This is a genomic window from Flavobacterium hydrophilum (assembly GCF_003202405.1).
In the GTDB taxonomy this organism is placed as follows: domain Bacteria; phylum Bacteroidota; class Bacteroidia; order Flavobacteriales; family Flavobacteriaceae; genus Flavobacterium; species Flavobacterium hydrophilum.
Genome location: NZ_QJHL01000005.1, coordinates 248,168 through 274,083, shown reverse-complemented (window position 1 = coordinate 274,083; position 25,916 = coordinate 248,168). Strand labels below are relative to the sequence as shown.

Below are 25,916 nucleotides of genomic sequence, written 5' to 3'. Positions count from 1 at the left end.
TCATTTTACTTATCAGTAAAGTTACGCCAATTCAATAAAATAAAGAAATTACGGAATAGAAGAGTTACTGTAATTATTTCTGAACAACTTTAAAAGAAACAATACTATTTGTTTCCAGATAAAATGTAATATAATTTCCGATTGTATTATCAAAAATAACTTGAAATTCCAAAGCACCTCTTTTTTCTTTTGAGTTAACTATTCGGATAGGTTGATTTTTTTTGTTTAAGTAATAAAAGGGATCTGATTTTGAAATGTTTTTTATCACAAAAGTTATTTTATCACCATTATTGACTTCAATTATTCCGGATTCAGGTGTTATGATTTTATTATCTCCTGTAATGGTTTTGTTGTAAATTAAAGGGCCATTTAGAAACTCATCTTTGTTTAATTTCTTGCCAAGAAAGGAACCTGAATCAGGAAAATGCTTTGCAAAAAAATAATCAGGTTCTGTATCAAAATAGGCGGGATCAAAATCTTTTACCATTCTGCCTTTGCTATTGTCATAATAACCTTGTCCCCAGGTAACGTCAATTAAACGCCATTTTCCATCAATTAAAGCGGTATTCCATGCGTGATTTGAAGAGGTGTTTTTTCGGCCAATATCAGCTAATTTTGTTTTTGAATCTCCTTTAATAATTTCAGATTTAATTCCAACTAATGAGCTTAAATGCTGAAATAGCAGCGTAAAACCTTCACATACCGCTTTTTCAGATTTGAAAGCCTTTTGTAGCATTTGAGTATTAAATTCCTGTATTTTTCTTTGCTTTTCTTCTTCCGTGCGATAAGAGAAACGTTGCGTTTTTGGCGGATTTAAAAAAGCATTAAAATCATATTTTATATTAAAAGCCATCCAGCTGTAAATAGCCCGGGCTTTGTCATAATCGGATTTAAAATCTTTATCGATTCTTTCTGCTAATTCCTCTGTGCTGCTAAAGTTTTTAGGATATTTCAAAATGATATTATCAACAGCATTATATCTTTGAGAATAAGAGACGTGCAGGAAAACAACATTTAAAAATATAAATACAAGAACGAATTGTTTTATTTTCATTAATTAAAACTGTTTTTTACAATTGTTTTTAGTTCATTATCGAATTCAGGATTTGAGATTTCATTTTTTTCCAGATCAAAATTCGCATTGAAAGAAGGTAATGAAAAAAGCCCTTTTACCTGAGCACCATATCTTGGAAAAGCCGTTTTTGCAATTTCTAAAACCGAAGCACCACCTCTTGCTCCAGGTGAAGTTGCCATCAAAAGCATTGGTTTTTGCTGGAACACATCTTTTAAAATTCTCGAACTCCAATCGAAAACGTTTTTAAAAGCAGTCGAATAATTCCCATTATTTTCAGCAAGGGAGACAACCAGAATATCTGCACTTTCTATTTTTTTTAGAAACGATTTTGCGATTTCGTGCTGGCCAATTTCTTTTTCTAAATCAACACTGAATAAAGGCATTGCAAAATCATTTAAATCTAAAACTTCTATTTCTGCATTCTCAAATTGATTTGCTGCATAAGCTGCTAAATGTTTATTGATAGATTGTTGGCTGTTACTTCCAGCAAATGCGATTATTTTCATGGTTTTGTTTTTTATTAAAATTACTAAAAATTAAATATAATTTAAAACGTAATTAAATGCAATAAATTTCAGTAAAATAAAAGTCCAAAAAAGAATTGCTCTATTTTGGACTTTTGTGATTTGAATTTTATATAATTTGATTTAATTCTGTTCTAATGTTTTTTGAGGATGATACCCAAAAAGGTGATGCTCTTTGATGATTTCGGCAACTCCAGATGGAAGCATAGGTTCCCAGCCAGGTGTTCCATTGCTAATCATTTTTAATACCTCACGGGAGAATACATTTAAGATATCAGGATTGTAGTCTACAATATCAACCACTTTTCCGTTAAATTTAAAGAATTTGTACAATTCTTTCATTCTTGGATGTACTTTCAGGTTTTCAGAAGTAATAATTTCTCCATCTTCACCGAGCATTGGATATAAAAATACTTTCATATCGCGATAGAATAATTTTCCGAAAGCTTCGAGGATTCCTCCACTTAAATGGCGGTAATATTTCTCGTCAAAGATATCGACTAAATTATTTACGCCCATTGCAAGTCCCATACGGGCTTTGGTATAATTAGAAAAATATTCCACTACTTTGTAATATTCCTGAAAATTAGAAATCATAACAGTCTGGCCTAATGAACAAAGTAATTCGGCTCTGTCCATAAAATCACGTTCATCAATTTCACCATCAGAACGCAGGTTTGAAAGCGTAATTTCAAAAACGACTAATGTGTTTTCTTTCTCAACCTTATTTTCTTCAAGAAACATTCTTAAAGATTTTCTGTACATGTCCACATTTACATTGGTAACAGGACGGAAACTTCCTCTAAAAGCAAGAAGGTTCTTCTTGTATAAAATAGCTGCCGGTAAAACGTTTTTTCCTTCAGGATTAAACATTACGGCATCTGTCATGCCATTTTTTACCAGTTGAAGACTCATTAAACGATTGTCAACATCTGCAAAACGAGGTCCTGAGAAGTTAATAGTATCAATTTCTAATTGGTCTTTATCGAGGTGATCGTATAAATAACGAAGTAAACGTTTAGGGTCATTATATTTGTAGAAAGCACCGTAAATCAGGTTAACACCCAAAATCCCTAATGTTTCCTGCTGTAATCGGGCATCGGTTTCTTTAAAACGAATGTGCAGAATAATTTCGTTGTAAGCTTCGTCAGGTTCAATCTGATATCGGATTCCAACCCAACCGTGCCCTTTAAATTGTTTGGCAAAATCTATAGTAGCAACAGTGTTGGCATAACTAAAAAAAAGTTTATTTGGGTGTTTTTCTCTGCTCAAACGTTCTTCAATAAGTTCTCCTTCAAAGGTTAACATTTTTTTGAGTCGGTTTTCAGTTACGTAACGTCCGTCACCTTCAGTTCCGTAAACAGCATCACTAAAATCTTTATCATAGGCAGACATCGCTTTTGCAATTGTTCCTGAGGAACCTCCGGATCTGAAAAAATGTCTGACAGTTTCTTGTCCGGCCCCAATTTCTGCAAAAGTTCCGTAAATATTCTCGTTTAAATTAATGCGTAGTGCTTTGTCTTTTATAGAAGGAATCTGAGCGATGACCTTGTCACCTTTGAGTTTTATTTCTGTGCCCATTTTATTTTAAATAGATTTGTTACAAAGTTAGTAAATTAGCGTTCTAATGAAAGAGAAATAATCCCTATTTTTGTAAAAAAAAACAAGTTCAATTGAAGATCTATTTTTTAGGTACCGGTACTTCTCAAGGTATTCCCATCATTGGGATTGATCATCCTGTTTGTAAGAGCACAGATGCAAAAGATAAAAGGCTTCGTGTGTCGATTTGGATCACATGGGACGAGCATTCTTATGTTGTAGACTGCGGACCGGATTTCAGGCAGCAAATGCTTTCCTGCGGCTGTCGAAAACTCGATGCAATTTTATTTACTCACGAACATGCCGATCACACGGCTGGTTTAGATGATATTCGTCCGTATAATTTCAGACAAGGCGAAATTCCGGTTTATGCACATCAGCGTGTGATTGATAATCTCAGAAAACGTTTTGATTATGTTTTTGAAACGGTAAATAAATATCCGGGCGCACCAAGTGTAAAAACTATTGAAGTAATCAATGACAAACCCTTTGCAATTGGAGATAAAACCGCTATTCCAATAAATGTTATGCACGGTGATTTACAGGTTTTTGGTTATAGAATAGATGATTTTGCCTATTTAACAGATGTAAAAACAATCGACAAGGCAGAGGTTAAAAAATTGAAAAATCTGAAAGTTCTGGTTGTGAATGCCTTGCGTGTGGAGCCTCATGATACCCATTTTAATTTGCAGGAAGCGCTTGATTTTATCAATTTAGTAAAACCTGAAAAAGCTTATTTAACCCACATTAGCCATGTTTTGGGATTTCATGCAGAAGTTCAGAAGCAACTTCCTGAAAATGTTTTCCTGGCTTATGATAATTTAGAAATCACCATTTAATTATACCTACAAAATGAAGAAATCCTTAATGCTTTATCTTTTTTTATTAGCAATTTTAATGAATATTTTTACTTATATGTTCTACAGCAGAGAAGTGAAATTTGAAAAGGAAAGATATGATAAAACGACTAAAAGACTTAGAGACAGCATAAGTACAGTTTCGACAAAACTGGCAGAATCAAACTATTTTTCTTTGGAAAACAATGAAAATGCTCAAAATTATTTTGATAATAGTGCTTCTGGTGGAAAAGTAATCCTGTTCGAAAAACTTATTCCGGTAGTGACTGAAAAATTATTAGATTTAAATGCTAATCCAAACGGAAATCCTTATACAGGACAGGATAAAATTGGTCCGAATAAATTTATTATTAATAAAGTAAAAATATTAAACCACAGATGGATCATTGCTGATTACAGTAATGGAGAGTTATGGGGAGAGGTACTATTGAAGTATTTTGTTGATGATAAGGAAAATATAACTTTTGAAGTAAATCAAACCTGGTTATATCAAAAATAGGATTTTTAATCCTATTTTTTTGTTTTAAATTATTTCTGTTTTTGTTTTAGAAAACATGATGAGTCATAAAAATGATTGCATAGATCCAGAAGTTATACAATATTGTAAAACTAAAAGCATATAAAATACTTTTTGAAAAATTGTTTTTACAAACAGATGATTTTTTAAAAACGAGTCTTAATGCTCTGAAAAAAATCCAATAAAGTATTCCGATAAAATTTAAGATTGTAATCCATAATATAGTCTCAAAAGCCCAAAATAAATAACTGGCTATGATAGAAACAATCAACCATAAAAGGATACTAAATATAACTCCAATTATTCCTTCTCCAACGTCCGGAATATCTGAGTCAATAGCTATGTTTTTTTGAAAAAATATATTTTCCTGTTCGAGCTCTCCCAAATTATCTTTTATTTTAATTCCTTTATATAATCCGATTGAGATAAATAAAAAGAAAGCAAGAGATAAAATTGTGGTGGAAATTAATGAATTTTTGAAGATTGAATTATCAAGCACCAGGCCCAAAATCCAAACGGATAAAATTGTTAATGGGATGACAATAAGAGTAATTATGAAAATATTTCTAGAATCAATAATTTTATAATTACTCATAAAAGTGTTTTTTAATTGAAGGCTATTTACCCAGCCAATTCTTAAAATCAAAGAAATTCTGAGGAGCCACGCCATGACCAACAGGATATTCCTTATAAGTAACCGGGATATTTAAATTTTCTAAAATATTAGGAGTTTTTCTGGCCCATTCAATTGGAATAACCTGATCTACTGTCCCGTGTGAAGCGAATATTTTCAGGTTTTTGAAATCGTTTTTCTCATAACCTTCTTTTATGATTTCTTCATTAAAATAACCACTCATTGCTACAACCCGTTGAATTTTTTCCGGATATGAAAGTGCCACGGAATAACTTAAAATGGAACCCTGGCTAAAACCAATCAATGTTACATTATTAGTGTCAATAGGATAATTTGCGATCAATTCATCAATAAAACCAGCGATTATATCACGTGAAGTTTTAGCCTGCTCGTTGTCTGAAAATTTATTTTGATCAGCATCAAAATTGATAGCGTACCATGCATAGGCACCATATTGTAAATCATAAGGCGCTCTTGCGGAAATAACGTAATAATTATCTGGAAGTTCAGTAGCAAACGAAAACAAATCGGCTTCGTTGCTGCCGTATCCGTGTAACAAAAGCAATAACGGATTTTTATCTAAAATTATTTTTGGTTCTTGTATTTTATATTCTAAAGATAGGTTCATTTTTTAATGGTGAATTGTGAGTTGTGAAATGTAAATTGTTTGAATCTGGGGACGAGTAACAGCAAACTGGCGAATCAATTTAAAAATTTGTAATTTACTATCCAATAGATTTAAACCATTTTTGAAATAAATTTCCAACTAAAGGAATTGGTCTTGTCTGTCCTTGAATAGCACTAAAAATTCCGTATGTCCATAAAATAGAAATACAGATCCACATTGGGAAAGTGATAAAAAAGCTGTCAAAATTACTTATTATAGCTCCAAAAGAAATAAAAGCCAAAGACAATCCTAACGCCTGACGAATATGAAAAGAAGCAAAACTATTTTTATTTTCAGCATTCATCGACATCGCAATTAATACGCCAATAATTAAAATATAACTGGTAATGGCGATTGATTTCCCCTCTTCGATTGAATTATTCATTTTATTATTTTGTGATGACAAGTTGATTTTGATTTAAAATTCCATACACAGAACCTTTGATTTCAGTTCCTAAAAAAGCAGAATTTTTAGATTTTGAAAGAATGTTTTCTTTTGTAAAAGTTGATTTTCCTTCTGGAGTAAAAAACGTGAAATTAGCTTTTGCACCTTCTTCAATCGTATTGTTTTCAAGACCAAAAACAACTCTTCCTGAAGTTAGTTTTTCAATTACAGTTTCTAAAGGTAAAACCGTTAATAAAGCTCCAAAAGCACTTTCTAAACCTATAGTTCCGTTTTTCGCAGTATCAAATTCCATTTTTTTGAATTCAATATCAATAGGGTTATGATCTGAAGTTATCATATCGATTGTTCCGTCTAAAACGGCATCTACAAGAGCTGTTCTGTCAGCTTCAGTTCGCAATGGCGGTGTAACTTTAAAACGTGTGTCAAAACCTTCCAGTTTTTCATCTATTAGAACTAAATGATGAACACAAACACTACTAGTAACTTGTACTCCTTTAGCTTTTGCTGCTTTTATTAATTCGACTGATTTTGCTGTAGAAATGGTTGGAATATGAAGTTTTCCACCTGTATATTCAAGTAAAAATAAGTTTCTTGCTATTTGTAATTCTTCGGCTAAATTCGGAATTCCTTTTAAACCTAATCTTGTCGAAACAATTCCTTCGTTTGCCACTCCGTTTCCTTTGATGTTGGCATCCTGAGAATAGGCAATTACTAAACCGTCAAAATCCTGCACATATTGTAAGGCTATTTTAAGCAGATTGGCGTTGTCCAGACTTTTATTATAATCTCCAAAAGCGATAGCTCCGGATTTTTTCATGTCAAACAATTCGGCCATGTCTTTTCCTTCGCTGGCTTTGGTTAAAGCACCAATAGGAAATAATTCTGTGGCAAAACCATTTGCTTTGTTTTTTACGAAATTTACCTGCGATTGGTTATCAATAATCGGGTAGGAGTTAGGTTGTAAAGCAATGGCAGTAAATCCGCTTTTTGCAGCAACATTTAAACCGTTTGCTATCGTTTCTCTGTCTTCGTAACCAGGCTCTCCAAAAGAGACACTGCTGTCAAACCAACCTTGGGAAAGGTGTAAGTTTTCAAACTTAACTTCGGTTGTATCGTCAATGTCAAGAATGGATGTTCCTATTTTTTCAATTAAACCATCTGCAATTAAAAGATCAACTGTCTGATTGTGAAACGGACTTTTTGAATCGATAATTTTGGCGCTTCTGATGATTATTTTCATATGTAGATGTTTTTTTGTCGTAAAATGATTTTTGTAAAAAGTAAGACGTTCAAAATTATAGTGAAATCTATTTTACAAATTTGATAATGGCCATTTCTAATGCTAAAAATAACAGTGCAAAGATAACAAACCATTTCCAAATTTGGCTGTCAGTTCGTTCTGTTTGTAGCGTATTAAAAATAGTTGAAATCGTATCGGCAGTTTTAAAATCTGAAACTACGTTAGTATTTACCTGACTCAAATCGCTTTCGCTTCGTTTGTAATTGAAACTCAGGTTTTCGACTGATTCTTTTTTATCAAAAACACTGTAATTTCCAGCTGTTTCAGGGAAGTCATTGAAAGTTAATTTGACCTTATTGTTCAGAATCTGCTGAATTGGTATAAACGAATCATCTGTTCCTTTAACTTCCAAAATGGCATCTTTGCTCAGTAAGACATCCACAAAATAAGGCTGGTTGTTGCCAATAGTCAGGGCATTTACACCTGTTTTTTGATTGTTTTGCCCCATTTTATAAAATAAAGGAACAATTAACGGAGATTGCTGAAAGTTTGAGTTGATACTATTTATTGGTGCTGAAAAAACAGTGATTCCAGCAACCGGATTCTGAATCATGGTTACAAAAGGACTTTGATCTTCATAAGATAAAACTGCAGGGTACGGACTGGAAATATCAAAAGAGGAATTTGTTTTTGGATACTGGAAATTCGTGATTTTATTCTCAAAAACATCCGAAAATAAAGGATGATCAAAGTTGATTTTTGTAATCAGTTTACTTTCTGGTTTTAGATTATTGAATTGTATTTTTCCAAAATTTCCTAAAAAAGTATTTAAATTAGAAGCTGAACTTTTTTCAGAAGGAATAACAACCAGATTACCACCTTTTGAAACAAAAGCTTTTAAAGTAGTCTGTAATGCCTGTGGAACATCAGTTAATTCATTCAGGATTATAGTGTTTTGTTTTTCGAGGCTATTGTAATCTAAAGAACTAATCGAATAATTGTTGTAATTGAATTCTGCCGGAGTATAAATTCTTGATAAAAAGCTGCTTTTTTCAGGCTCTCCGATACTAATCACATTTGTTTTTTTAGCTTTTGAAATACTGAAAAATAGTTTATTGTCATAACTCAAACCATTATCTTCAATGATCACATAACCATGAAAGGCTTCTTTTGGAATCGTAAAGTTGATTTTCTTTTTCTTATTCGAATCGAAATTGATAATCGTTTTCGCAATTAGTTTGTTTTGATTGTATAAAGCGGTTGAAACGGGTTTAAAATCTTCACCGTATGCTGATAAATTAATTCCGATTTCGTAGAAATTTTCTAAGGTTTGGTTAATGAAAACGCTGTCAATAGAAATATTGTTTTTTTGTTCTGCTTCCGAAATGATAAAATAGGGCTTTTCTTCAGAATCGATATTTTTCACCTCTTTTTCGGCCAAACCAACAGCATCAGTAATAATTACAATATCCTTTTTATGTGCCGATTTATGCGCTTTTATCTTTGCCATTATTGCGGAAAGTTCAAACGGAGTTGCACTGTAGTTTAGATTTTGAAGCGAACTTTTAGCAGACTTGATGTCTGTATTCCAAAAGTTCTCGGTATTGGTCAATAATGAAAATTGGGCATTTTCGGGCGTATTTTCTAATAGTTCCTGAACAGCCCGTTTTAATAATTCGCCTTTTTTTCCTTTGGCCTGCATACTAAAGGAATTATCCAGGACAATGTACATTTCGTTTGATGCATTTTTGCTGTCTTTAGCTTCAAAAAAAGGCTGTGCAAAAGCAATAATTGCACAAGTAAGAAGTAATAAACGGGTTGCCAGTAATAATCGCTTTTTGATTTTCGAACTTTTACGGGTTTGAACCGCAAGTTCTTTTAAAAAGCGAACGTTTGTGAAATAAGATGTTTTAAAACGTCGTAATTGAAATAAATGAACCAAAATTGGAACAATCAATAAGAACAGAAAGTATAGAATTTCGGGGTGTTTAAAATGCATTCAGGCTTTGATTTATTTCACTACGTTATATTTTCGCGAATGTGCCTGCCAAAAATACAAATTTGTTGAGAGTTAAAAGCTTTTCAAAGCAGGATTTTTTATTCAAAAAGATATTTGAATAATATAACTTTTCAAAATTCATTTATAAGTGAAAAATCTGCAGTAAAAGATATTATTGCCTATTTTAGCTAATTCAAAAAACCACTTTAAAATATGAAAAAAATGTATTTAATATTATTTTCAGCTTTGGCAGTTACCACTTCAAAAGCTCAAAATAAGTTTAATTTGTTGGTAGGAACTTATACCAATACTTGCGAGAGCAAAGGAATTTACGTGTATGAATTTGATGCCAACTCTGGAGATCTAAAATTGAAAAAATCTTCTGAAGGTGTTGTAAGTCCGAGTTATTTATCGGTTTCGGGAGATAATAAATTTGTTTATGCGGTAAATGAAAATGGAAAACAAAGTACAGTGAGTGCTTTTAGTTATGATTCAAAGTCGGGTACAATTAAGTTAATAAATAAGAATGATGCTTTAGGTGCAGATCCCTGCCATTTGATTAATGACAGCAAAAATGTAATTACGGCTAATTATTCTGGTGGAAATATCGCTGTATTTAAGAAAAACGCTGACGGAAGTATCACCGAAGGACAGCAACTCATTCAGCACGAAGGTAAAGGACCAAATGAAGCACGTCAGGAAAAAGCTCATATGCATATGGTGGCTTTTTCTCCGGATAAAAAGTTTGTTTTAGCCAGTGATCTAGGTTTGGATAAAGTTTTTATCTATACATATAATCCGGGTGCGGCACACGATATTTTAAAATTAAAAGAAAGTGTTGATGTAAAGGCAGGAAGCGGTCCAAGGCATTTGACTTTTAGCAAGGATGGTAAATTTGTGTACTTAATTCAGGAATTAGATGCAACGCTGACGACTTTTAGCTATGATAAAAGCGGAAGTTTAAAGAAGATTGCCGAAACAAGTATTCTTGCTAAAGATTTTAAAGGTGGTACAGGTGCTGCAGCAATTAAAATTTCGCCTGACGGAAAATTTTTATATGTAACAGATCGTGTAGATGCGAATAATATCTCAGTCTATAAGATCCTTAAAAATGGTAGTATTCAATTGATAGAGCAGCAGAGTACCTTAGGAAAAGGACCAAGGGATTTTGCGATTGATCCAATGGGAAATTATCTTTTGGTAGGGCATCAGCACACTAATGAAATTATTATTTTTAAAAGAGATAAAACTACCGGAAAACTAACTAATACAGGGAAGAAAATAGAATTGTGTTCGCCGGTTGGACTGGTTTTTACGAAAATTTAGTTTTATAAAATCCAATAAAAATTCCAAATTCCAGGCATAATAACTTTGGAATTTGGAATTTTTTATTTTGGATTTATGTTTTTTATTTGTCCTTGTCTTTTCTTTTCTTGTCTCTTGTTTTTAGCATATTTCTGTTAACAGATCCATGAGTTTTCTTTTTGGTTTTTGAAGGCCCTCCTAAGTTAACTTTCTTGTTCTTTTTAGCTTTTTCATGAAAAGCACCTTCGCCCTCCAGTTTTACTTTTTTCATTAAAAACTTAATCGGCTGTTTGTCTTTTTCAGGTTCTATCAGTTTGGTTGAAATTTCAATTTCCTCAGGAAAATCAGTGATTTCAAGTTCCTGATCCATTAAAAGTTCAGTCTCAATTTTAAATTCTTCTTCTCTTGGGGAAACAAAACTAATTGCTGTTCCCGTTGCGTCTGCACGGCCTGTACGGCCAATTCGGTGCATATACAACTCAGGCTCTTCCGGAAATTCAAAGTTAATTACGTGTGTGATGTTAGAAATATCCAGACCTCTGGCCATGACATCAGTTGTGATTAATCCGCGAAGATTTCCTTCCTGAAATTCAGCCATCGTACTCAAACGGTAATTTTGGGATTTATTAGAGTGAATTACACCAAATTGTCCTTCAAAAAGTTCATCAATACGATTGAAAAGCATGTCTGAAATTTTTTTATTATTTACGAAAACTAAAATACGACTCATGCTTTCGTCAGTTTCCAATAAATGTTTTAGCAAATTTACCTTTGTATTGAAATTCGGAACGTTATAGGTAATCTGGGTAATTTTTTCAAGCGGTGTTCCTGAAGCAGCAAGGGTAACTTCTTCCGGAAAATCAAAATAATCATTTAAGATATCGTCAACTTCATCTGTCATCGTTGCAGAGAACAAAATATTCTGACGTTTAGTTTTCATCATTGCTAAAAGCGCAGTAAGCTGTGGTCTGAACCCTAAATTTAACATTTCGTCAAATTCGTCAATAACCAGTTTTTGAGTTTCATCGAAACGAACAACAGCATCAAGTGCTAAATCCATAGTACGGCCCGGTGTTCCCACTAAAATATCAATACCTTCATAAACTGCTTTTTTTTGTGTATTGATGTTTACACCTCCATAAATTCCAAGCGTTTTAACTGACATGTATTTGGTCAGCTTTTCAACTTCTTCTACGACCTGAACCACTAATTCACGCGTTGGAACTAAAACAACAATTTTGGGAGTATTGGTATTGGTGAATTTATATAATTTTAAAAGAGGCAGTAAATAAGCGAATGTTTTACCAGTACCGGTTTGTGCAATCCCCATCATATCGCGGCCTGACATAATCACAGAAAAAGATTTTTCCTGAATAGGGGTAGGGGTAACAAATCCTAATTCATCGATTGCTTTTTGTAATGATTTTGGAAGATTGAATTTTTCGAACGTGCTCATTTGCCTTAATTTTTTTGCAAAGATAGCATTAAATCCCCTTATAACAGATAAATACTGGAGACATCGTTAATCAATTGTAAGTTTGAATGTTAAAATCTTATTTTAAAAACCTTTTTACGCGTAGTAATAATTCACTTGGACTAAAGGGTTTGGCTATAAAATCATCAGCGCCTAATTTAAAAGCATCCAGTACTGTAGCTTCTTCTTCGCCTAAAGAGGACAAAACGATTACAGGTAAATTGGTAAAATTATCTTTAATAAACTGTATGATTTCCAAACCTGATTTCATCGGTAGCATAATATCTGTTAAGACTAAATCAGGAACTTCCTCAGGAATTCTTTCAATAGCATCCAGGCCGTCTTTTGAAATTGAAAGTTGATATCCTTCTTTAGAAAATATATATTTCAATATTTCAATCGTCATGTTGTCGTCTTCAATAATAAATATCTTCTTGGTATGCATGGCAAAATCTTTTGACATTTTTATTTCTGCGTTAGTACTATTTCATCTAGCATAAGCATTGGCTTTTTATTTTTTCTTTCTCGCCAATCAGGTAATTTCTGTTCAGGAATCAGAATGATTTTTATTTTTTCAAAAATACGAAAACTAATATTAAAAAAGCTGTAATGTTCCTGTTTAATGTTGTAATTCTCTGTTAGTTCCCTGGTTTTGTGTTCTTCGATGATTTCCCATTTTTGATTTCGAAAGCCTTTTAGAATAATCTTTGTGGGTAGAAATATCCAATGTCTTTGATCTTCTAAACATTGAAATTCTAACGAATTGAATTCGGTATTATTACAATTAATAATGACTTCTGCTTTTTGCCCATACCAGCCTGTCCAGTTGAGATTAAAATCTTTGTATCCTTTTATTCCGTCGTTTATTCCGTTTTCTTTTTTTAGATTAAATTCAGGTTCTGGTTGTGTTTTAAATTCATATTTCAGATTTTCTCCTAAATGATCTACAACATTATTTTGGGCAATATATTTCCATTGCTTCCTATATTCTTCAGGACTCAGACCACCTTCACTGAGTTCGTAAATTCCAAAATCAGTACAATTTTTTAAAAAATCCTGTAATCTGTTTTCCAGATTATCTTTAACGGAAAATGAATCTCCATTTTTTTGATACATTCCCCGAGACTCTTTTCCATAAAATTTTGCCTGTTCAAAATAAACATATTCTAATGCTAACCTTAGTTTTAAAATTCGTTTAGCTATTACAGGCTCGTTTTTAGAAACCTTTTCTGCCTGAGTTATTAACTCGTCGTATTGATCCATTGCTTCAGGAGAGAGAAATGTATTCCTGCTTTCTACCGGGTTGGTGTAAATATCCAGATAGCGATTGTTCTTTATCTGATTTTGAGTAAGTAAATCAAGGTATTTTTTTACGAATGGAGAGGCATCACCATAAAAATCATTTAGGAAATCATTCGTTACGGCTTCAACATCAGTATTTGTATCCCAAATTATTTTGGCTAAAAGATATTGTCGTAATTCATATAAATCACCGGGAATATCAGCATAACCCTGAACAAATACGCCTTTGACTTTATTCTTTTCGTATAATTTATAGTTCTTCGAAAAAGTATGAAGGTTTGGAAAAGGTGAAAGATAATTGGAGAATTCAATGGTATAGTCCCATAAATACAAATGTTGACTTGTGGTATTCCATTTATTGAGAATATTCAAAAAAGTTTTACTGTATGATGATTCTTCAATAGCTTTTCCACGATTCATTTCTATTGGACAAAAAAGCGTATAAATATTAGGCTCAATTTTGATGTTTTTAGGAGCCTGATAGGTATGAAGATAGGCTAAGGTTGTTATTTTAGTTTTTGGAAATTTTGCAGCAATTCTGTTTAGAAAATAATACAACGATCCTTGCGGCCCTCCATGTTTTTCGTTTAAAGCTTTACATTTATCACATTCACAATAAACAACATCATCGTTTTGGCTTATTGAAAAGAACCGCGCATTAGGATTTTGCTTTATAATCTCGGTCATTTTTGCCGAAACAATTTTGACTACAGTATCATTAGTCATGCATAATGATTCGGTATTTCGTTCGCCTTCGTATAAAGCAAAAAATGCCGGATTTGTTTTAAAATATTCTTTGGCACTCACTAATTTATAAAATGAATGTCCCCAAAGACCAAAATCATCAATGTGCCAGTCCAGTTTGTGCCAGTCTCTAAAATCTTCATCATAACAATCAGGATAAAATAGAGCCCGATATTCGAAAGAAGGTTTGTATGTTTTATTGAAGTTTTTTAGGAATGTTACTTCTTTTAACTTCGGAATAAAACTGTCTTTTGCAGTATATTTTCTAAAGCCCCATTTTTCTAATAAAGTATAAATGGCATATCGCAATGTTTTTTCATTGTAACCAATTAAATAAATATTCTTTTCGTCACTTTTAATGATGAAAGAATCCTTGCCGGAACTCTTTTTGGGATTGATTTCAAGAATAATTTTTGAATTGCCGGCCTTTTCTGATTCGCCATTTTGAATTAAAAATGGATTGTCAAAAGCCTGATCTAAGTAGGTTTTTAAAAGTACGGATGCTTTTTGTGTAGCATCATCATTAGGAGAAATAATAATCACTTCCTGTCCTTTCGTATTTGCTAAATTTAAGGAGTTTTGAGCCATAATTTTGCAGTTTAGAAAAGATAAAAAAACAACAATGCAGAAAATAGTACGTTGTTTAGTATGCATTTTTTAGAGTTGAGATTGAAACTTCAAAAGTGACTTTGGTTTCATTTTTGTTTTTTTCTATTATGAAATCCTGACTTGAAAATAGTTTGAATCTTTTTTAATTTTTATCAATGCTATTATCTAAATCGGATTTCCCAGGACAATGCAAGGGTTGAAATCCAGAAGTAATTACCCTGGTCAAAAGGGATTTCCTGATGAATGATTCCGAGTTGTGCACCCCAGGCATTTTGTTTGTTATTGGTAGAAAAATAGTAACCAACATTTAGTTTTTGGGATTGCAGATTTACAATTCGGTCATCGTTTGTAAAGAAAAAATTCTGATTAAGCTCCGGTGAAATTCCTGCACCGATATTGATTCCGAAATAATTATCAGCATCGCTTCTGTATTTTCTGTAGGTTAGTGTTCCAGATGAGCTTAACCCAGTGTCTCCCGGAGTAAAATAAGGACGAAAAGACCAGTAACTATTTCCATTGTACCAGGTTACGGAGCCTGTGTAAATCATCGTTGTTGTGTCGTATTGTAAAGCCCTGAGTCCTGCTGAAACTTCGAAACTCCTCGGAAGCGATTTAAAAATTTCTGCGCCGTATCTGTAATCCGGGAATAAAGAAGAACTTGAAACACCAAAGTTTAAATAGGCATACATCCCTTTGGCAATTTTAGGATACAAATCTATTTCATATTGCGCTCCGTACTCATCAAGTCTGTGATCGATATTTATCCTCCCAATAATACTGCCGTACTTGGTTTGGCGTGCATATTTTATTGCATTGTAAAACATAGGATCATACACTTCAGAGTAAATATTAACCTCAGAAGTAACCCCAATTGTATTATTTCGGACTGTTTTTCTCAAAGAAGATTCAGATTCTTTGGTTATAGAATCTTTCGGTATTTCACTGAGTTTCGTTTGCACTGCACCTCCTGTTGCAGTAGGAATCATTGTGCTTTCCTGGGCGCTTTTCTGCAACTCCAATATTTCTGCATCATTTGGGAATTTTTTCAATGCTTTCTTAGATAATTTCAAAGCCAGAAAAGGATATTCTGCCCACATTTCATTTTTAATGGCTGCCACCCATGTGGTTTGTCTGTTGGTGTCTTTTGCTAAAATTTTTTGAAATTCGGTTCTTGCTTTTTTATAATCTCCATCCCAGGCATAAGTCGAACCCAAAAATTCACGCACATCATGGTAATTAGGGTATTTTGTCAGGATGTGTAATAAAGTATCTTGTGCCTGTTTTCTGTTTTCGTTGAAAGCCAGATCACGAGCTGTTTTAAAAGAGACATCTGGGTCACCATTATACGTTTTTTCCTGTCCAGTCATTTGAAAAGAAACTGAAAATAAAATTATAATGAGAAGAATATAGATTTTTTGAAATTTTTTATTTTTCATAAGAGTACCCATTACTGATGTTATTTTGAATTATTTAATGTTTTTTTAGACCTTGCTATTTTTTCTTTGATTTCAGGATTTTCTATGCCGTTAGAGAGTGCTAATTTACCAATTTTTATTGCTTTTTTGTTTTGATCAGACCACCAACACACATCCATCAAGGCCAAATAAGCATCATCATACGAAGGCATCCTTTTGATGACAATCATTAATTCCTCTTCTGATTTTTTATACTCGCCGTCCCAACCTAATATTCTGCCTTTTAAGGTTCGTGCATCAGAATAATTGGGTAATTCATTTAGTATAAAATCGCAAAGCAGAATAGCTTTTTTATGCTTTTTATGGAAAGCTAATTCTCTGGCTGCAAAAAACATTTCCTCGCGGTTTAATCCTTTGATTAATTTATTTATAGTGTCTTGCTCTTCTTTAGTAAACTGAACGCCTTTTGGTTTGTTTAAATTCAATGATTTTGGAATGATTTTATCTTTCTGGGTCAAATAGGCATTCAGCTGTTTAAAAGTATTAAATTCCTGGGTAATCTTATCCAAAACATCACTATCGCTAATTTTTTCAATCTCAAAATTGTCTTTTATTTTATATAATTCACCACTTGAATACAAGTAATCTTTATACACATAATCATCCATAGTTCCTTTATTTCGTGTCAAAGGAATGCCTTGAGTGTTCCTGAATTCTTTTGAAGTGTCAAGTCCTTTACCCATCCAGGCAGTTTGATCCAGTCTGTTGAATTTGTAATTGTTAAATAAAAAAGAAACCAAACTTGGTGTGACATCCCAATGTGAAGAAATTGATTTAAACAATTCAGCTTTCTTTAACATCGGGCTAAAAATGTATAAAGGTACATGAAAACGACACAATTTATCTTTCTGTGCAATAGGAATTAAACGGTGGTCACCTGTAATTATAAAGATCGTATTTTTATAGTCGGGTCTTTTGGCATAGGCTTCCATATAATTTTTAATTGAATTATCAGTGTAATTCAAACAGGCAAAAATATCTTTATAAGAAATAATGTTTTCTTTTTGCGATTTAAGATTCGGATGGCTATCAATAATACCGTCAATTTTTTTCAAATATTCATTTTTTTCCGGAAAGTCAAAAGGTTCATGATTGGTAAGAGTTTGTATAATATCCAATCGCGGAAGTTTCATTTTGTTGGTTTCAATAAGTGCTTTTTTGAAAATTTCACCATCAGGATATCCCCAGGAAAAACCTTCAGCATTGGCTTTTGTTTTGGTGTATTCCGGGCCATAATTGTTTTTGTCGATTAAATTATCAATACCATTTTGATCCAGAAAATTGATTTTTCTATCAAAATTAGCATCATCACCAGAATAAAAAGAGGTAGTATATCCATTCGCTTTCAGCACATTGATCAGGGAAAGATGTGCAGGATACGGATTTAATTCTAAAAACCCTTTTTGACCATAGGTCAGCGAACCCAACAATGACGAAAGTACAGCATAAGTTCTTCCACCGTTGCTTAAAAAATTTTCCCAATACAATGATTTTGAAATCATCGAATCTAAGTAAGGTGTAAATCCTGCATATTCGTTTTTACCAATAAATTCGTCTCCCAGACCTTCAACTACAATAACAACAATATTTGGTTTTTCACTTGTAATATTAAAATGCGGCCCCAAAACATCCGGAGTCTCTTTAAAAGGTTTTAACATCGGATATTCTGATTTGAATTTGATGTTTTGAACATCGCCGGCTATACTTTTGTCTCTTTCAAATCGAATAATTTCTTTGGTTAAAAATGCCAGTTTATTTTCATATTTTGAATCAGACAGCTCATGAAGAAATAGTTTCATAGCACCTGAAATAATAACCAGAGCCAATGTCGTTCCTAAAACTATTTTTCTTTTGTCCAATTTGGTAAAAGCAAAATTGATTCCCAAATACAATAAAGGAATTATAATGAATGGTAAAAAGAATATAAAGGAAAGTGATTCAGACGCTTTTACTGTTAGGTACATGTCTGAGAAAGAATAACCCATTAAATCTGCTCCCAAATTGACTAGGGTTGTGGAGCTGTATTTTACCAATGCAAATTGTATGAGTGCAACCAGGGTAAAAATTATGGTCATAAATATGACAGAGAATCTTTTTTGTATAAATCCAATGAGAATAAACACTGGCAACAGCACTAAACTCACAACAATAGCAGACCAGAAATCATTGAGCAATTTATAGCAAATTTCCATGCCAATCTTTGGCACTGCAATACCGTTTGATATTTTTGAATACGTTTCGAACAAACTAGATAACCAAAACATAACCACTAAAGATGTGGTGAGATACAAATATTTTAAGTAGTGAGAGTACATTTTTTTTATTTTATATTGTAATAAATTTTGTTTTTCGTTGACTGCTGTCGGACTATCAAACCCCTGTCGTTGCATATTTCCCCAGCTTTGCTCCTTTAGACTAAAAAAATTATAATATCCTTTTAGCGATGCGTAAACACAAATAGGATGGTAGCAAAAAGGCTCGATAATAGCCATCAGGACCAAAATAATCATTTCTTTGGTATTGGCATAATTTTTATAAATAACATCATCCATTAAGATGGATATAAATGTCACGATGATATAAAAGAAATAGACAGTTAGTGTCAGATAAAGGAAATTAACATAATCTTCATGTAAAAAAATAAAGCTAAGAATTAATACCATAACTCCAATTACTTCCAGAATAGGAATCAGAAATTCAAAAAAGAGGAAATAAGGAAATATTAGAAAAGCTGTTTTTTGATATTTTGGGTTGAAAAATACATTTTTATGCATATACAATGTCTCGACTAATCCTCGGGACCATCGTACACGTTGGCGTATAAAGACTTCTCTTGTTGATGGGACTTCCGTCCAGCAAAGTGATTCGGGAATATATTGTATAGAAAAAGGCAATTTATTAACATACATATATTTCCGCATTCGGGTTACAAGTTCCATGTCTTCCCCTAAAGATTTATGGAAATAACCTCCGGCCGCTATAGCAATTTCTTTGTCAAACATTCCTAAAGCGCCGGAAACCAACAGCAATCCGTTAATTTTGCTCCATGCCATTCTGCCAAAAAGAAAGGCTCTGACATATTCTAATTCCTGAAATCTGGGCAGCCAGCCTTTTGGGAAATGAATTTTAACCAAAAAACCATTTTTTACTTCGCAGGAATTCGATATCCTGATACCTGCTCCGGTTGCAATAACTCTTTTTTTTGATTCTATGAACGGTTTTGCTAATTTTATAATAGTATCACTTTTTAAAATACAATCAACATCAGTGCAGATAAATAATGGATATTTGGTAGAATTTATTCCAACATTGACAGCATCCGCTTTGCTTTTTGCATTTTCCTTATCCACAACCAATAGCTTGTAATAAAGCGGATTTGTTGATTTATAATGGCCTCTAACGGTGTGGGTTTTAATCTGTTCCTGGTAATAAAAATCAACTTTTACGAGTTCGAATTCTTTAATTAATTTTTTTAAAGTACCATCCGAACTCCCATCATTTACTAATACTATTTCAAATTTTGGATAATTTAATGATAGTAAAGATTTTACATTGTTTACTACAGTAGCTCCTTCGTTGAATGCCGGAGCTACAATGGAAACACCGGGGATATAATTGGATTTTATAATAACATTGTCAGGGATGAAGTGTTTGGTGTTAAGGCTTTTTTTAATTGCATAATAGGACAGGCCTGCCAATATACAATACAAGCTGATGTAAGTGATCGAAAAAGCACCTATGAAATTAAGATATATGGATAGGATATCATCTATCATTATTAATGGCTTTTACATGTTTGACCATTTTTTGCACATCCTCGTTATCTAAAAAATGATTATCAAAATAGTTTTGATTTATTTTATGAAGACAATAAACAGCATCAAGTTTGATGTTTTCATCTGTCTTGTTTTCTAATAATTGAGCGATGAATTCTTCAGATTTTGCAGTTCCTATTTTGGAAAGTGTATTAAAAATTTCCAATTTATTTTGGGTATCTTCATGTCTGAAGCGTTTTATTAATTCCGTTTCAGCTTCAATAATGAATAAGGAATTAATAGCCATAATAACTTCGTGGCGTAAGCCTTTATCTTCGTGGTTGAGTAATTTTACTATATTTTCATTTTCATTGGTATTGTTATAAAATACCAACAGTTTAATGCTAAGTTTAATGATTGATGCATTATCAGAAACAATCCAGTCTCTTAAATTTGCCGGCATTTTTGTTTTTTTATGATGCAAAATATCCATGATATTAATCTCTTCTGCAATTGTAATCTCATGAGAAAAATCAATCAATGATTCCAGTTTATTTGGCCTCAATGAAATTAATGCCAGAAAAGCCCTGGATTTGATATCTCTGTTTTTATGATTTAATAAAGGGGTGATGTAGTGTTTACCTTTTTTATAATCTAATGATTCGAGTTGAAATAATCCAAGGCATTTGAAATAAAAATGACGGCTCTTTAAAAGTTTTTGAGTATATCGAAATAAATCAAATTGTTCGTAGATGTAATCAAATTTTTTAGTGACCTCACCTTTTAAGTTTAGTTTCAAAAAGATAATTTCACTAAGTAATAATTTTTTACACCAATTTTTTTCAAAAGGAATTGTTTTTTTAAATTGTTCTATTTCAGTATGATGAATTGTTTTGTCAAGAGGAGAAAAAATCAGATTAGTAAAAAAGATATCAATCTCATTTTTTACGGTATCAAATTTTGGATGAAATAAATCGTAGCGGTATCTATTGAGAATTAAAAATGCAATTAATGAAATACACCCGATGATTAGTATGGGCAATATGATTCGGATAAAATGATGGATAAATACTTCCATTTAATAAAAGTAATTTGGGTGTTATTCTGAAAGCTTAACAAATAATATATTCTTTTTTATTAGAGATTTACATAAAGATAACGATTATTTTAAAAGTATAAAATAAATGAAAACCTCTCTTTCGGAATTGGAAATTAAATTGAAAGAATTAGTTGTAGAATTATTAAAGTCTGAAAATTTAAAAAATTGAATTGTACGGAAAAGAATGTTTTAAAATCCTTCAAAAACACCTAAACCAAATAAGGCAAAGTCGTATTTTACAGGATCATTTGGATCTAATTCACGTAGTTTTAAGTCCAATTCGGCGAGTGCTTTTCCGTCATTTTGCTTACGCGAAAGCAATCCTAATTTGCGGGCAACATTTCCGGAATGTACATCAAGAGGGCATGATAGAGCGCTGGGCGGAATGGTTTTCCAAATGCCTAAATCGACTCCTTTTGTATCCTGACGAGCCATCCATCGCAAATACATATTAATGCGCTTTGCTGCAGAATTATTTAAAGGATCTGAAATATGTTTTTGGGTTCTGGAGAGATGATCGATTTCAAAAAATGTTTTTTTGAATTCTGAAATGCTTTTTTGCAGACTTTCTTTTTCCTGATTTTTAGCAAAAACAGCTTCTAAACCTTCGTGGTTTTTATAAATATGCTGCAATCCTTTTATAAACCCGGCAAAATCTTTTCCGTTAAAAGTACGATGGACAAAATTTTCTAATCTTTCCAGATCCGAATCAGAATGGGACATTACAAAATCGTAAGGGGTATTGCCCATCAAATTCATCATTTGATGCGCATTTTTAATAATCATTTTACGGTTTCCCCAGGCAATAGTTGCACTTAGAAATCCTGCAATTTCAACGTCTTCTTTTTGAGTAAAAAGATGCGGAATCTGTACAGGATCGCTTTCGATAAAATCGAGATTATTATATTGATTGACTTTTTCGTCAAGAAATTCTTTTAATTCCGCTTTATTCATCTTTTTGTACTTTTTTTGGATAAAACCCGTCTTTTATATCGTTAGTACGCATTTGAGGAATGGTTTTGTAATATTTTTTATAGTAATCAATCTGGTCTTTATTGACGCAAGGCAAATCACCGTCTCCGTTTGACCAAAAAACCTCGTTTTCTATTGGCGAGTGATAGATAAGATTTCCTAAACGGATTGTTTTAAAATCAGTATCGCTTTTGGTATTTTTATAAGGAAAAATAAAGTTGTCAATCGAAAAGTTACTAATTTTCATCATGAATTTATGATTCGAAAATTGATTTAAATTTAAAGGAAAAAATAAAACAATAAACGTTGGGATTAAAGATAATAACAGTAGCGAATAGATTGCTCTTTTATTTTGTATAAAACAAGTCAAACAAAAAAGAGAAAAAAACATGACAAAGTTCATGAAAAAACGATACTGAGGAGAAGTAACAAAAAGCAAAAACATTTGGAAAATCATTACAAAATAAAGACCCCATAGGCTTTTTTTATTTTGAAATTTATAAATTAAAAAGGGTGTAATAAACATGATAATTACAATAACTTTATCAAATAAACCATTTAATTTTGGGAGTTGAAGCCATTTCAAAAACAAATCTTTAATAGACATGGTGTTGTATTGCTGTTCGTTTACAAAATATCCATAATGTTTAATACTATCATAGTAAGCGCTTCCAATAGTCTCCGGAATAGCATAGCTGGTTTCTATATTAGTAAAAAATTTTGATGGAAAAACTGGCCCTCCACAAATAATCATGTTCTTTATGACATAAAGAGACAATAATATGATGGACAATAAAATAGGCGCCATGACCTTTTTTGATAATAATCTAAAATTCAGAACAAATAAGATAACCGGAATTACTGCAAAAACTATCGTTGTATTCTTAATATAAATTAAAAAAAGAACTAAAATGACAACCAGGTTAAAGGACTCAAAAATGTTTTTTTTGAAGTTATCCAGTAAATGAAAGAAGAGCACAAACGAAAATACGTAAACAGGAATATCAGGTGAAGGAGCACTGATAAATTGAAAAAGAAAAACATTAAATATAGGGAGTAATCCAATGATAAGGTAGTTCTGATTTTTGTTTTGATAGAAAGCATTTAGTTTTTGAATAGAGAACAAGCTTCCTAAAAGCAAACAAAAACCGCTGAGATCATTAAAATTTTTATATAAAAATGAAAAATTAAAAATGCTTTGTGTAATATGCCAGCCACTCGTTTGCCCCAGGTAAATATGTAAATTAGCAATTCCTTTTACAAAACCATATTCGTTAAGCCATTTTATGGTTTGAATGTAATACGATTCGTTGTCAATTACAAAAGGAGCAGTAGAGCATTGTGCTATAATTAAAATAGTAATTAAAATCAGAATTACTTTTGAAACTTTTTCAAGTTTTTTAAAATCAAGTAGAAATTGTTTGTATATGTTTATAATTGAGTGCTTGTATTTAACTACCAACAGGATGTTTAAAAATAATAAAACAAGATGAAATTCGAAATTTATTCTTCCGAAAATTGCCCAGATACTGGCTAAAATTGTCGTAAAAAAAAGACCTGATATTGCAGCTATTACAAAATTATTATTTTTTGTACCGATGATTTTATCAAAAATAAAACCAAAATTTATGGTTGTAAAAACAATATAAATCCAGCTTAAAAGAATTAAAAGCATTTTAAGACAAAATTTGACCGTCAGACATTACTAACTTTCGATCTGCCATATTTGCCAGTTCTTCATTATGAGTTACAATCACGAAAGTTTGTCCAAATTCATCGCGAAGCTGAAAGAATAACTGATGCAAATTTTCGGCAGAATGGGTATCCAGATTACCTGAAGGCTCATCTGCAAAAATTACATCGGGTTTATTGATTAAGGCTCTTGCTACCGCAACTCGCTGCTGCTCGCCTCCCGAAAGTTCGCTTGGTTTATGATTAATTCTATGAGATAATCCTAAATAATCCAGCAGTTTTTTGGCTTCGGTTTCGGTTTCTGATGGCTTTTTGCCTGCGATGTATGCAGGAATGCATACATTTTCGAGAGCGGTGAACTCAGGTAAAAGCTGATGAAACTGAAAAATAAAACCTAAATTCAGATTTCTGAAACTTGATAATGCTTTATCATTCAGTCCTAAAATATTTTGGCCATTTATAGTCAGTGATGTTTCAGAACCTTTCTCCGGTTTGTCCAAAGTTCCTAAAATGTGTAGTAAAGTGGTTTTTCCGGCACCGGAAGCACCTACAATTGATACAATTTCTCCTTTTTGAATATGTAAATCAACTCCTTTTAACACTTCAAGCTGATCGTAGAATTTATGTATGTTTTTTGCGTGTATCATTTAGAAACTGTTTCTACAAAGAAACAAAGATTCTGTTGATATTAAAATGGTTTGTAACACAAATTTATAAATCTGAAAGTAAGCGGTATGTTTATTGATATGGGAATTTAGAAATTAATTGACTTAATTGAATAATAGTTTGGGTATATTATTTTTTAATTTTGAATGTAACTTAATTTATCATATCATGCAGGATTTGAAAGTTGTAGAAGATAACAGAATACAAAAATTACTGATCGGTTTACTTTTGGACGGAATTGGGATGATTTCTTTTTCGATTCCGCTTTTAGGAGAGTTTTCAGATGTGATTTGGGCACCAATTGCCGCTTTTATCATGACCAGAATGTACAAAGGAAGAGTAGGGAAGGTTGCCAGTATTTTGACTTTTGTTGAAGAAATCATTCCGTTTACCGATGTGATCCCATCCTTTACGATCACATGGATTTATACTTATTTTTTTTCAAAGCAAAATAGGATTTCTTAATTCCAGTACATTTTAATGTTATTGCTGTATTTTTAATTTTTCTAAAAATAACAAAATACTTGTGGCGGAACAAGGAGAAAAATATTTTTTATCGGTTTCAGGATCAGTTGTTCCGTTAGATACAATGCCAACAAGCATGCCTTTCTCATCAATCACAGGAGATCCGCTCAGACCTCCAAATTGTTCCGGAACAATTACATCTTTAAGAAGAATACGATTGTTGATGGTTTTATAATATTCAAATTCGTATACTCTTTGTTTTCCACTTTCCATTTTTCTCGTCCAGCCTACCACATACAATTTTTCTCCGGCAATTAGCGGAGTTGTTCTAATTTGTAAGGGTTTGACTTTTGTGTGGTTTTCTTTTACAGAAAAAATCAGCCAGTCATTTTCATAAGTAGATTTGGCTTCTAAAAGTTCTGCTTTGTTTTCATTTAATAATTTATCACAAATCACGATTTCAGATTTGTTTTCCAATGGATATAAAGACCAGGATTTGATATTGTTTTCAAACGCTAAGGTTTTCATTTTTTCCGGCTTTATTATTTTTAGCAGATGCTTTGCCGTAACCGCATATATTTCATTATTAAATTGTAATAAAAATCCACAACTAAATTTTGGTTGGTCTAATTTAGAGTCAAAAAAATCAATTTTATTAACTAATGCAATTTCTTCAAATGTTTTATTGGATGTTTTTTCCTGACCAATACAGGCTGTCATTGTCAGTAAAATAACGAAGCAGATAGATTTCATAATTGTTTTTAAATATTTTCGATTAATGATTTTTAAACCTATTTTTAATAAAATAAATGGCAACTGTTTAGGCTGCCATTTATCAAA

Annotated in this window: 22 protein-coding genes; 4 read left to right on the top strand and 18 right to left on the bottom strand. The window is 32.2% G+C overall.

Annotation, left to right across the window (positions count from 1 at the left end):
* Positions 1–73 precede the first annotated feature (73 nt).
* The 3 genes from DMB68_RS19485 to DMB68_RS19475 form a co-directional block, all read right to left on the bottom strand.
* Complete coding sequence (locus DMB68_RS19485) at positions 74–1,054, bottom strand: transglutaminase domain-containing protein (RefSeq protein ID WP_110348308.1); 981 nt, start codon at positions 1,052–1,054, stop codon at positions 74–76.
* Positions 1,054–1,581: an NADPH-dependent FMN reductase gene (locus DMB68_RS19480; protein ID WP_110348307.1), complete on the bottom strand. Its 528-nt coding sequence runs from the start codon at positions 1,579–1,581 to the stop codon at positions 1,054–1,056. The genes DMB68_RS19485 and DMB68_RS19480 overlap by 1 nt, the downstream gene beginning before the upstream one ends.
* A 141-nt stretch (positions 1,582–1,722) precedes the next feature.
* A complete protein-coding gene (locus tag DMB68_RS19475; protein WP_110348306.1) occupies positions 1,723–3,180 on the bottom strand; it encodes a TonB-dependent receptor in 1,458 nt (485 codons plus the stop codon).
* Positions 3,181–3,272: 92 nt separating this feature from the next.
* Between DMB68_RS19475 and DMB68_RS19470 the strand changes: the two genes are divergently transcribed.
* Together DMB68_RS19470 and DMB68_RS19465 are read left to right on the top strand one after the other, a co-directional pair.
* On the top strand, positions 3,273–4,037 hold the full coding sequence (locus tag DMB68_RS19470) for an MBL fold metallo-hydrolase (RefSeq protein WP_110348305.1): 765 nt from the start codon (positions 3,273–3,275) through the stop codon (positions 4,035–4,037).
* Positions 4,038–4,050: 13 nt separating this feature from the next.
* Positions 4,051–4,554: a hypothetical protein gene (locus DMB68_RS19465; RefSeq protein ID WP_110348304.1), complete on the top strand. Its 504-nt coding sequence runs from the start codon at positions 4,051–4,053 to the stop codon at positions 4,552–4,554.
* Between the two features lie 46 nt (positions 4,555–4,600).
* Here DMB68_RS19465 and DMB68_RS19460 read toward each other — a convergent pair whose 3' ends face one another.
* The 5 genes from DMB68_RS19460 to DMB68_RS19440 form a co-directional block, all read right to left on the bottom strand.
* Positions 4,601–5,167: a hypothetical protein gene (locus DMB68_RS19460; RefSeq protein WP_124019455.1), complete on the bottom strand. Its 567-nt coding sequence runs from the start codon at positions 5,165–5,167 to the stop codon at positions 4,601–4,603.
* Positions 5,168–5,189: 22 nt separating this feature from the next.
* Positions 5,190–5,834 carry an alpha/beta hydrolase gene (locus tag DMB68_RS19455; RefSeq protein WP_110348302.1) on the bottom strand — a complete coding sequence of 215 codons (645 nt, stop codon included), beginning with the start codon at positions 5,832–5,834 and terminating at the stop codon, positions 5,190–5,192.
* Between the two features lie 97 nt (positions 5,835–5,931).
* Positions 5,932–6,258: a hypothetical protein gene (locus tag DMB68_RS19450; protein WP_110348301.1), complete on the bottom strand. Its 327-nt coding sequence runs from the start codon at positions 6,256–6,258 to the stop codon at positions 5,932–5,934.
* A 4-nt stretch (positions 6,259–6,262) separates the two neighbouring features.
* Entirely contained in the window at positions 6,263–7,519 is a 1,257-nt protein-coding gene (locus DMB68_RS19445; protein ID WP_110348300.1) for a dihydroorotase, read from the bottom strand.
* Between the two features lie 67 nt (positions 7,520–7,586).
* Complete coding sequence (locus DMB68_RS19440; protein ID WP_110348299.1) at positions 7,587–9,518, bottom strand: vWA domain-containing protein; 1,932 nt, start codon at positions 9,516–9,518, stop codon at positions 7,587–7,589.
* A gap of 213 nt (positions 9,519–9,731) precedes the next feature.
* On the opposite strand from DMB68_RS19440, the gene DMB68_RS19435 reads away from it, so the two are divergent.
* Entirely contained in the window at positions 9,732–10,844 is a 1,113-nt protein-coding gene (locus DMB68_RS19435) for a lactonase family protein (protein ID WP_110348298.1), read from the top strand.
* Positions 10,845–10,926: 82 nt separating this feature from the next.
* On the opposite strand, the gene DMB68_RS19430 is transcribed toward DMB68_RS19435, so the two are convergent.
* From DMB68_RS19430 to DMB68_RS19385, 9 genes are all read right to left on the bottom strand, one after another.
* Positions 10,927–12,279 carry a DEAD/DEAH box helicase gene (locus tag DMB68_RS19430; RefSeq protein WP_110348297.1) on the bottom strand — a complete coding sequence of 451 codons (1,353 nt, stop codon included), beginning with the start codon at positions 12,277–12,279 and terminating at the stop codon, positions 10,927–10,929.
* A gap of 97 nt (positions 12,280–12,376) precedes the next feature.
* The gene (locus DMB68_RS19425) at positions 12,377–12,760 is read right to left on the bottom strand and encodes a response regulator transcription factor (RefSeq protein WP_231131697.1); all 384 of its coding nucleotides are present in this window, start codon (positions 12,758–12,760) and stop codon (positions 12,377–12,379) included.
* Positions 12,761–12,762: 2 nt separating this feature from the next.
* Positions 12,763–14,931, bottom strand: coding sequence for a DUF4838 domain-containing protein (locus DMB68_RS19420; RefSeq protein ID WP_231131696.1), 2,169 nt, complete (start codon positions 14,929–14,931; stop codon positions 12,763–12,765).
* A gap of 182 nt (positions 14,932–15,113) precedes the next feature.
* Positions 15,114–16,388 (bottom strand): YaiO family outer membrane beta-barrel protein, encoded by a 1,275-nt coding sequence (locus DMB68_RS19415; protein WP_110348400.1) that lies wholly within the window; start codon positions 16,386–16,388, stop codon positions 15,114–15,116.
* Between the two features lie 20 nt (positions 16,389–16,408).
* Complete coding sequence (locus DMB68_RS23685) at positions 16,409–20,203, bottom strand: sulfatase-like hydrolase/transferase (RefSeq protein ID WP_231131694.1); 3,795 nt, start codon at positions 20,201–20,203, stop codon at positions 16,409–16,411.
* Positions 20,193–21,260, bottom strand: a complete 1,068-nt coding sequence (locus DMB68_RS19400) for a HEAT repeat domain-containing protein (RefSeq protein ID WP_110348295.1) — start codon at positions 21,258–21,260, stop codon at positions 20,193–20,195. The genes DMB68_RS23685 and DMB68_RS19400 overlap by 11 nt, the downstream gene beginning before the upstream one ends.
* Positions 21,261–21,470: 210 nt before the next feature.
* Positions 21,471–22,235, bottom strand: coding sequence for a TIGR02757 family protein (locus tag DMB68_RS19395; RefSeq protein WP_110348294.1), 765 nt, complete (start codon positions 22,233–22,235; stop codon positions 21,471–21,473).
* Positions 22,228–23,928, bottom strand: a complete 1,701-nt coding sequence (locus DMB68_RS19390; RefSeq protein ID WP_110348293.1) for an LIC_10190 family membrane protein — start codon at positions 23,926–23,928, stop codon at positions 22,228–22,230. Before DMB68_RS19390 ends, DMB68_RS19395 begins: the two co-directional genes overlap by 8 nt.
* A 1-nt stretch (position 23,929) precedes the next feature.
* Positions 23,930–24,592 carry an ABC transporter ATP-binding protein gene (locus DMB68_RS19385; protein WP_110348292.1) on the bottom strand — a complete coding sequence of 221 codons (663 nt, stop codon included), beginning with the start codon at positions 24,590–24,592 and terminating at the stop codon, positions 23,930–23,932.
* A gap of 187 nt (positions 24,593–24,779) precedes the next feature.
* Between DMB68_RS19385 and DMB68_RS19380 the strand changes: the two genes are divergently transcribed.
* On the top strand, positions 24,780–25,076 hold the full coding sequence (locus tag DMB68_RS19380; RefSeq protein ID WP_110348291.1) for a hypothetical protein: 297 nt from the start codon (positions 24,780–24,782) through the stop codon (positions 25,074–25,076).
* An 18-nt stretch (positions 25,077–25,094) separates the two neighbouring features.
* Here DMB68_RS19380 and DMB68_RS19375 read toward each other — a convergent pair whose 3' ends face one another.
* Complete coding sequence (locus DMB68_RS19375; protein ID WP_124019454.1) at positions 25,095–25,829, bottom strand: trypsin-like serine protease; 735 nt, start codon at positions 25,827–25,829, stop codon at positions 25,095–25,097.
* Positions 25,830–25,916: the final 87 nt, after the last annotated feature.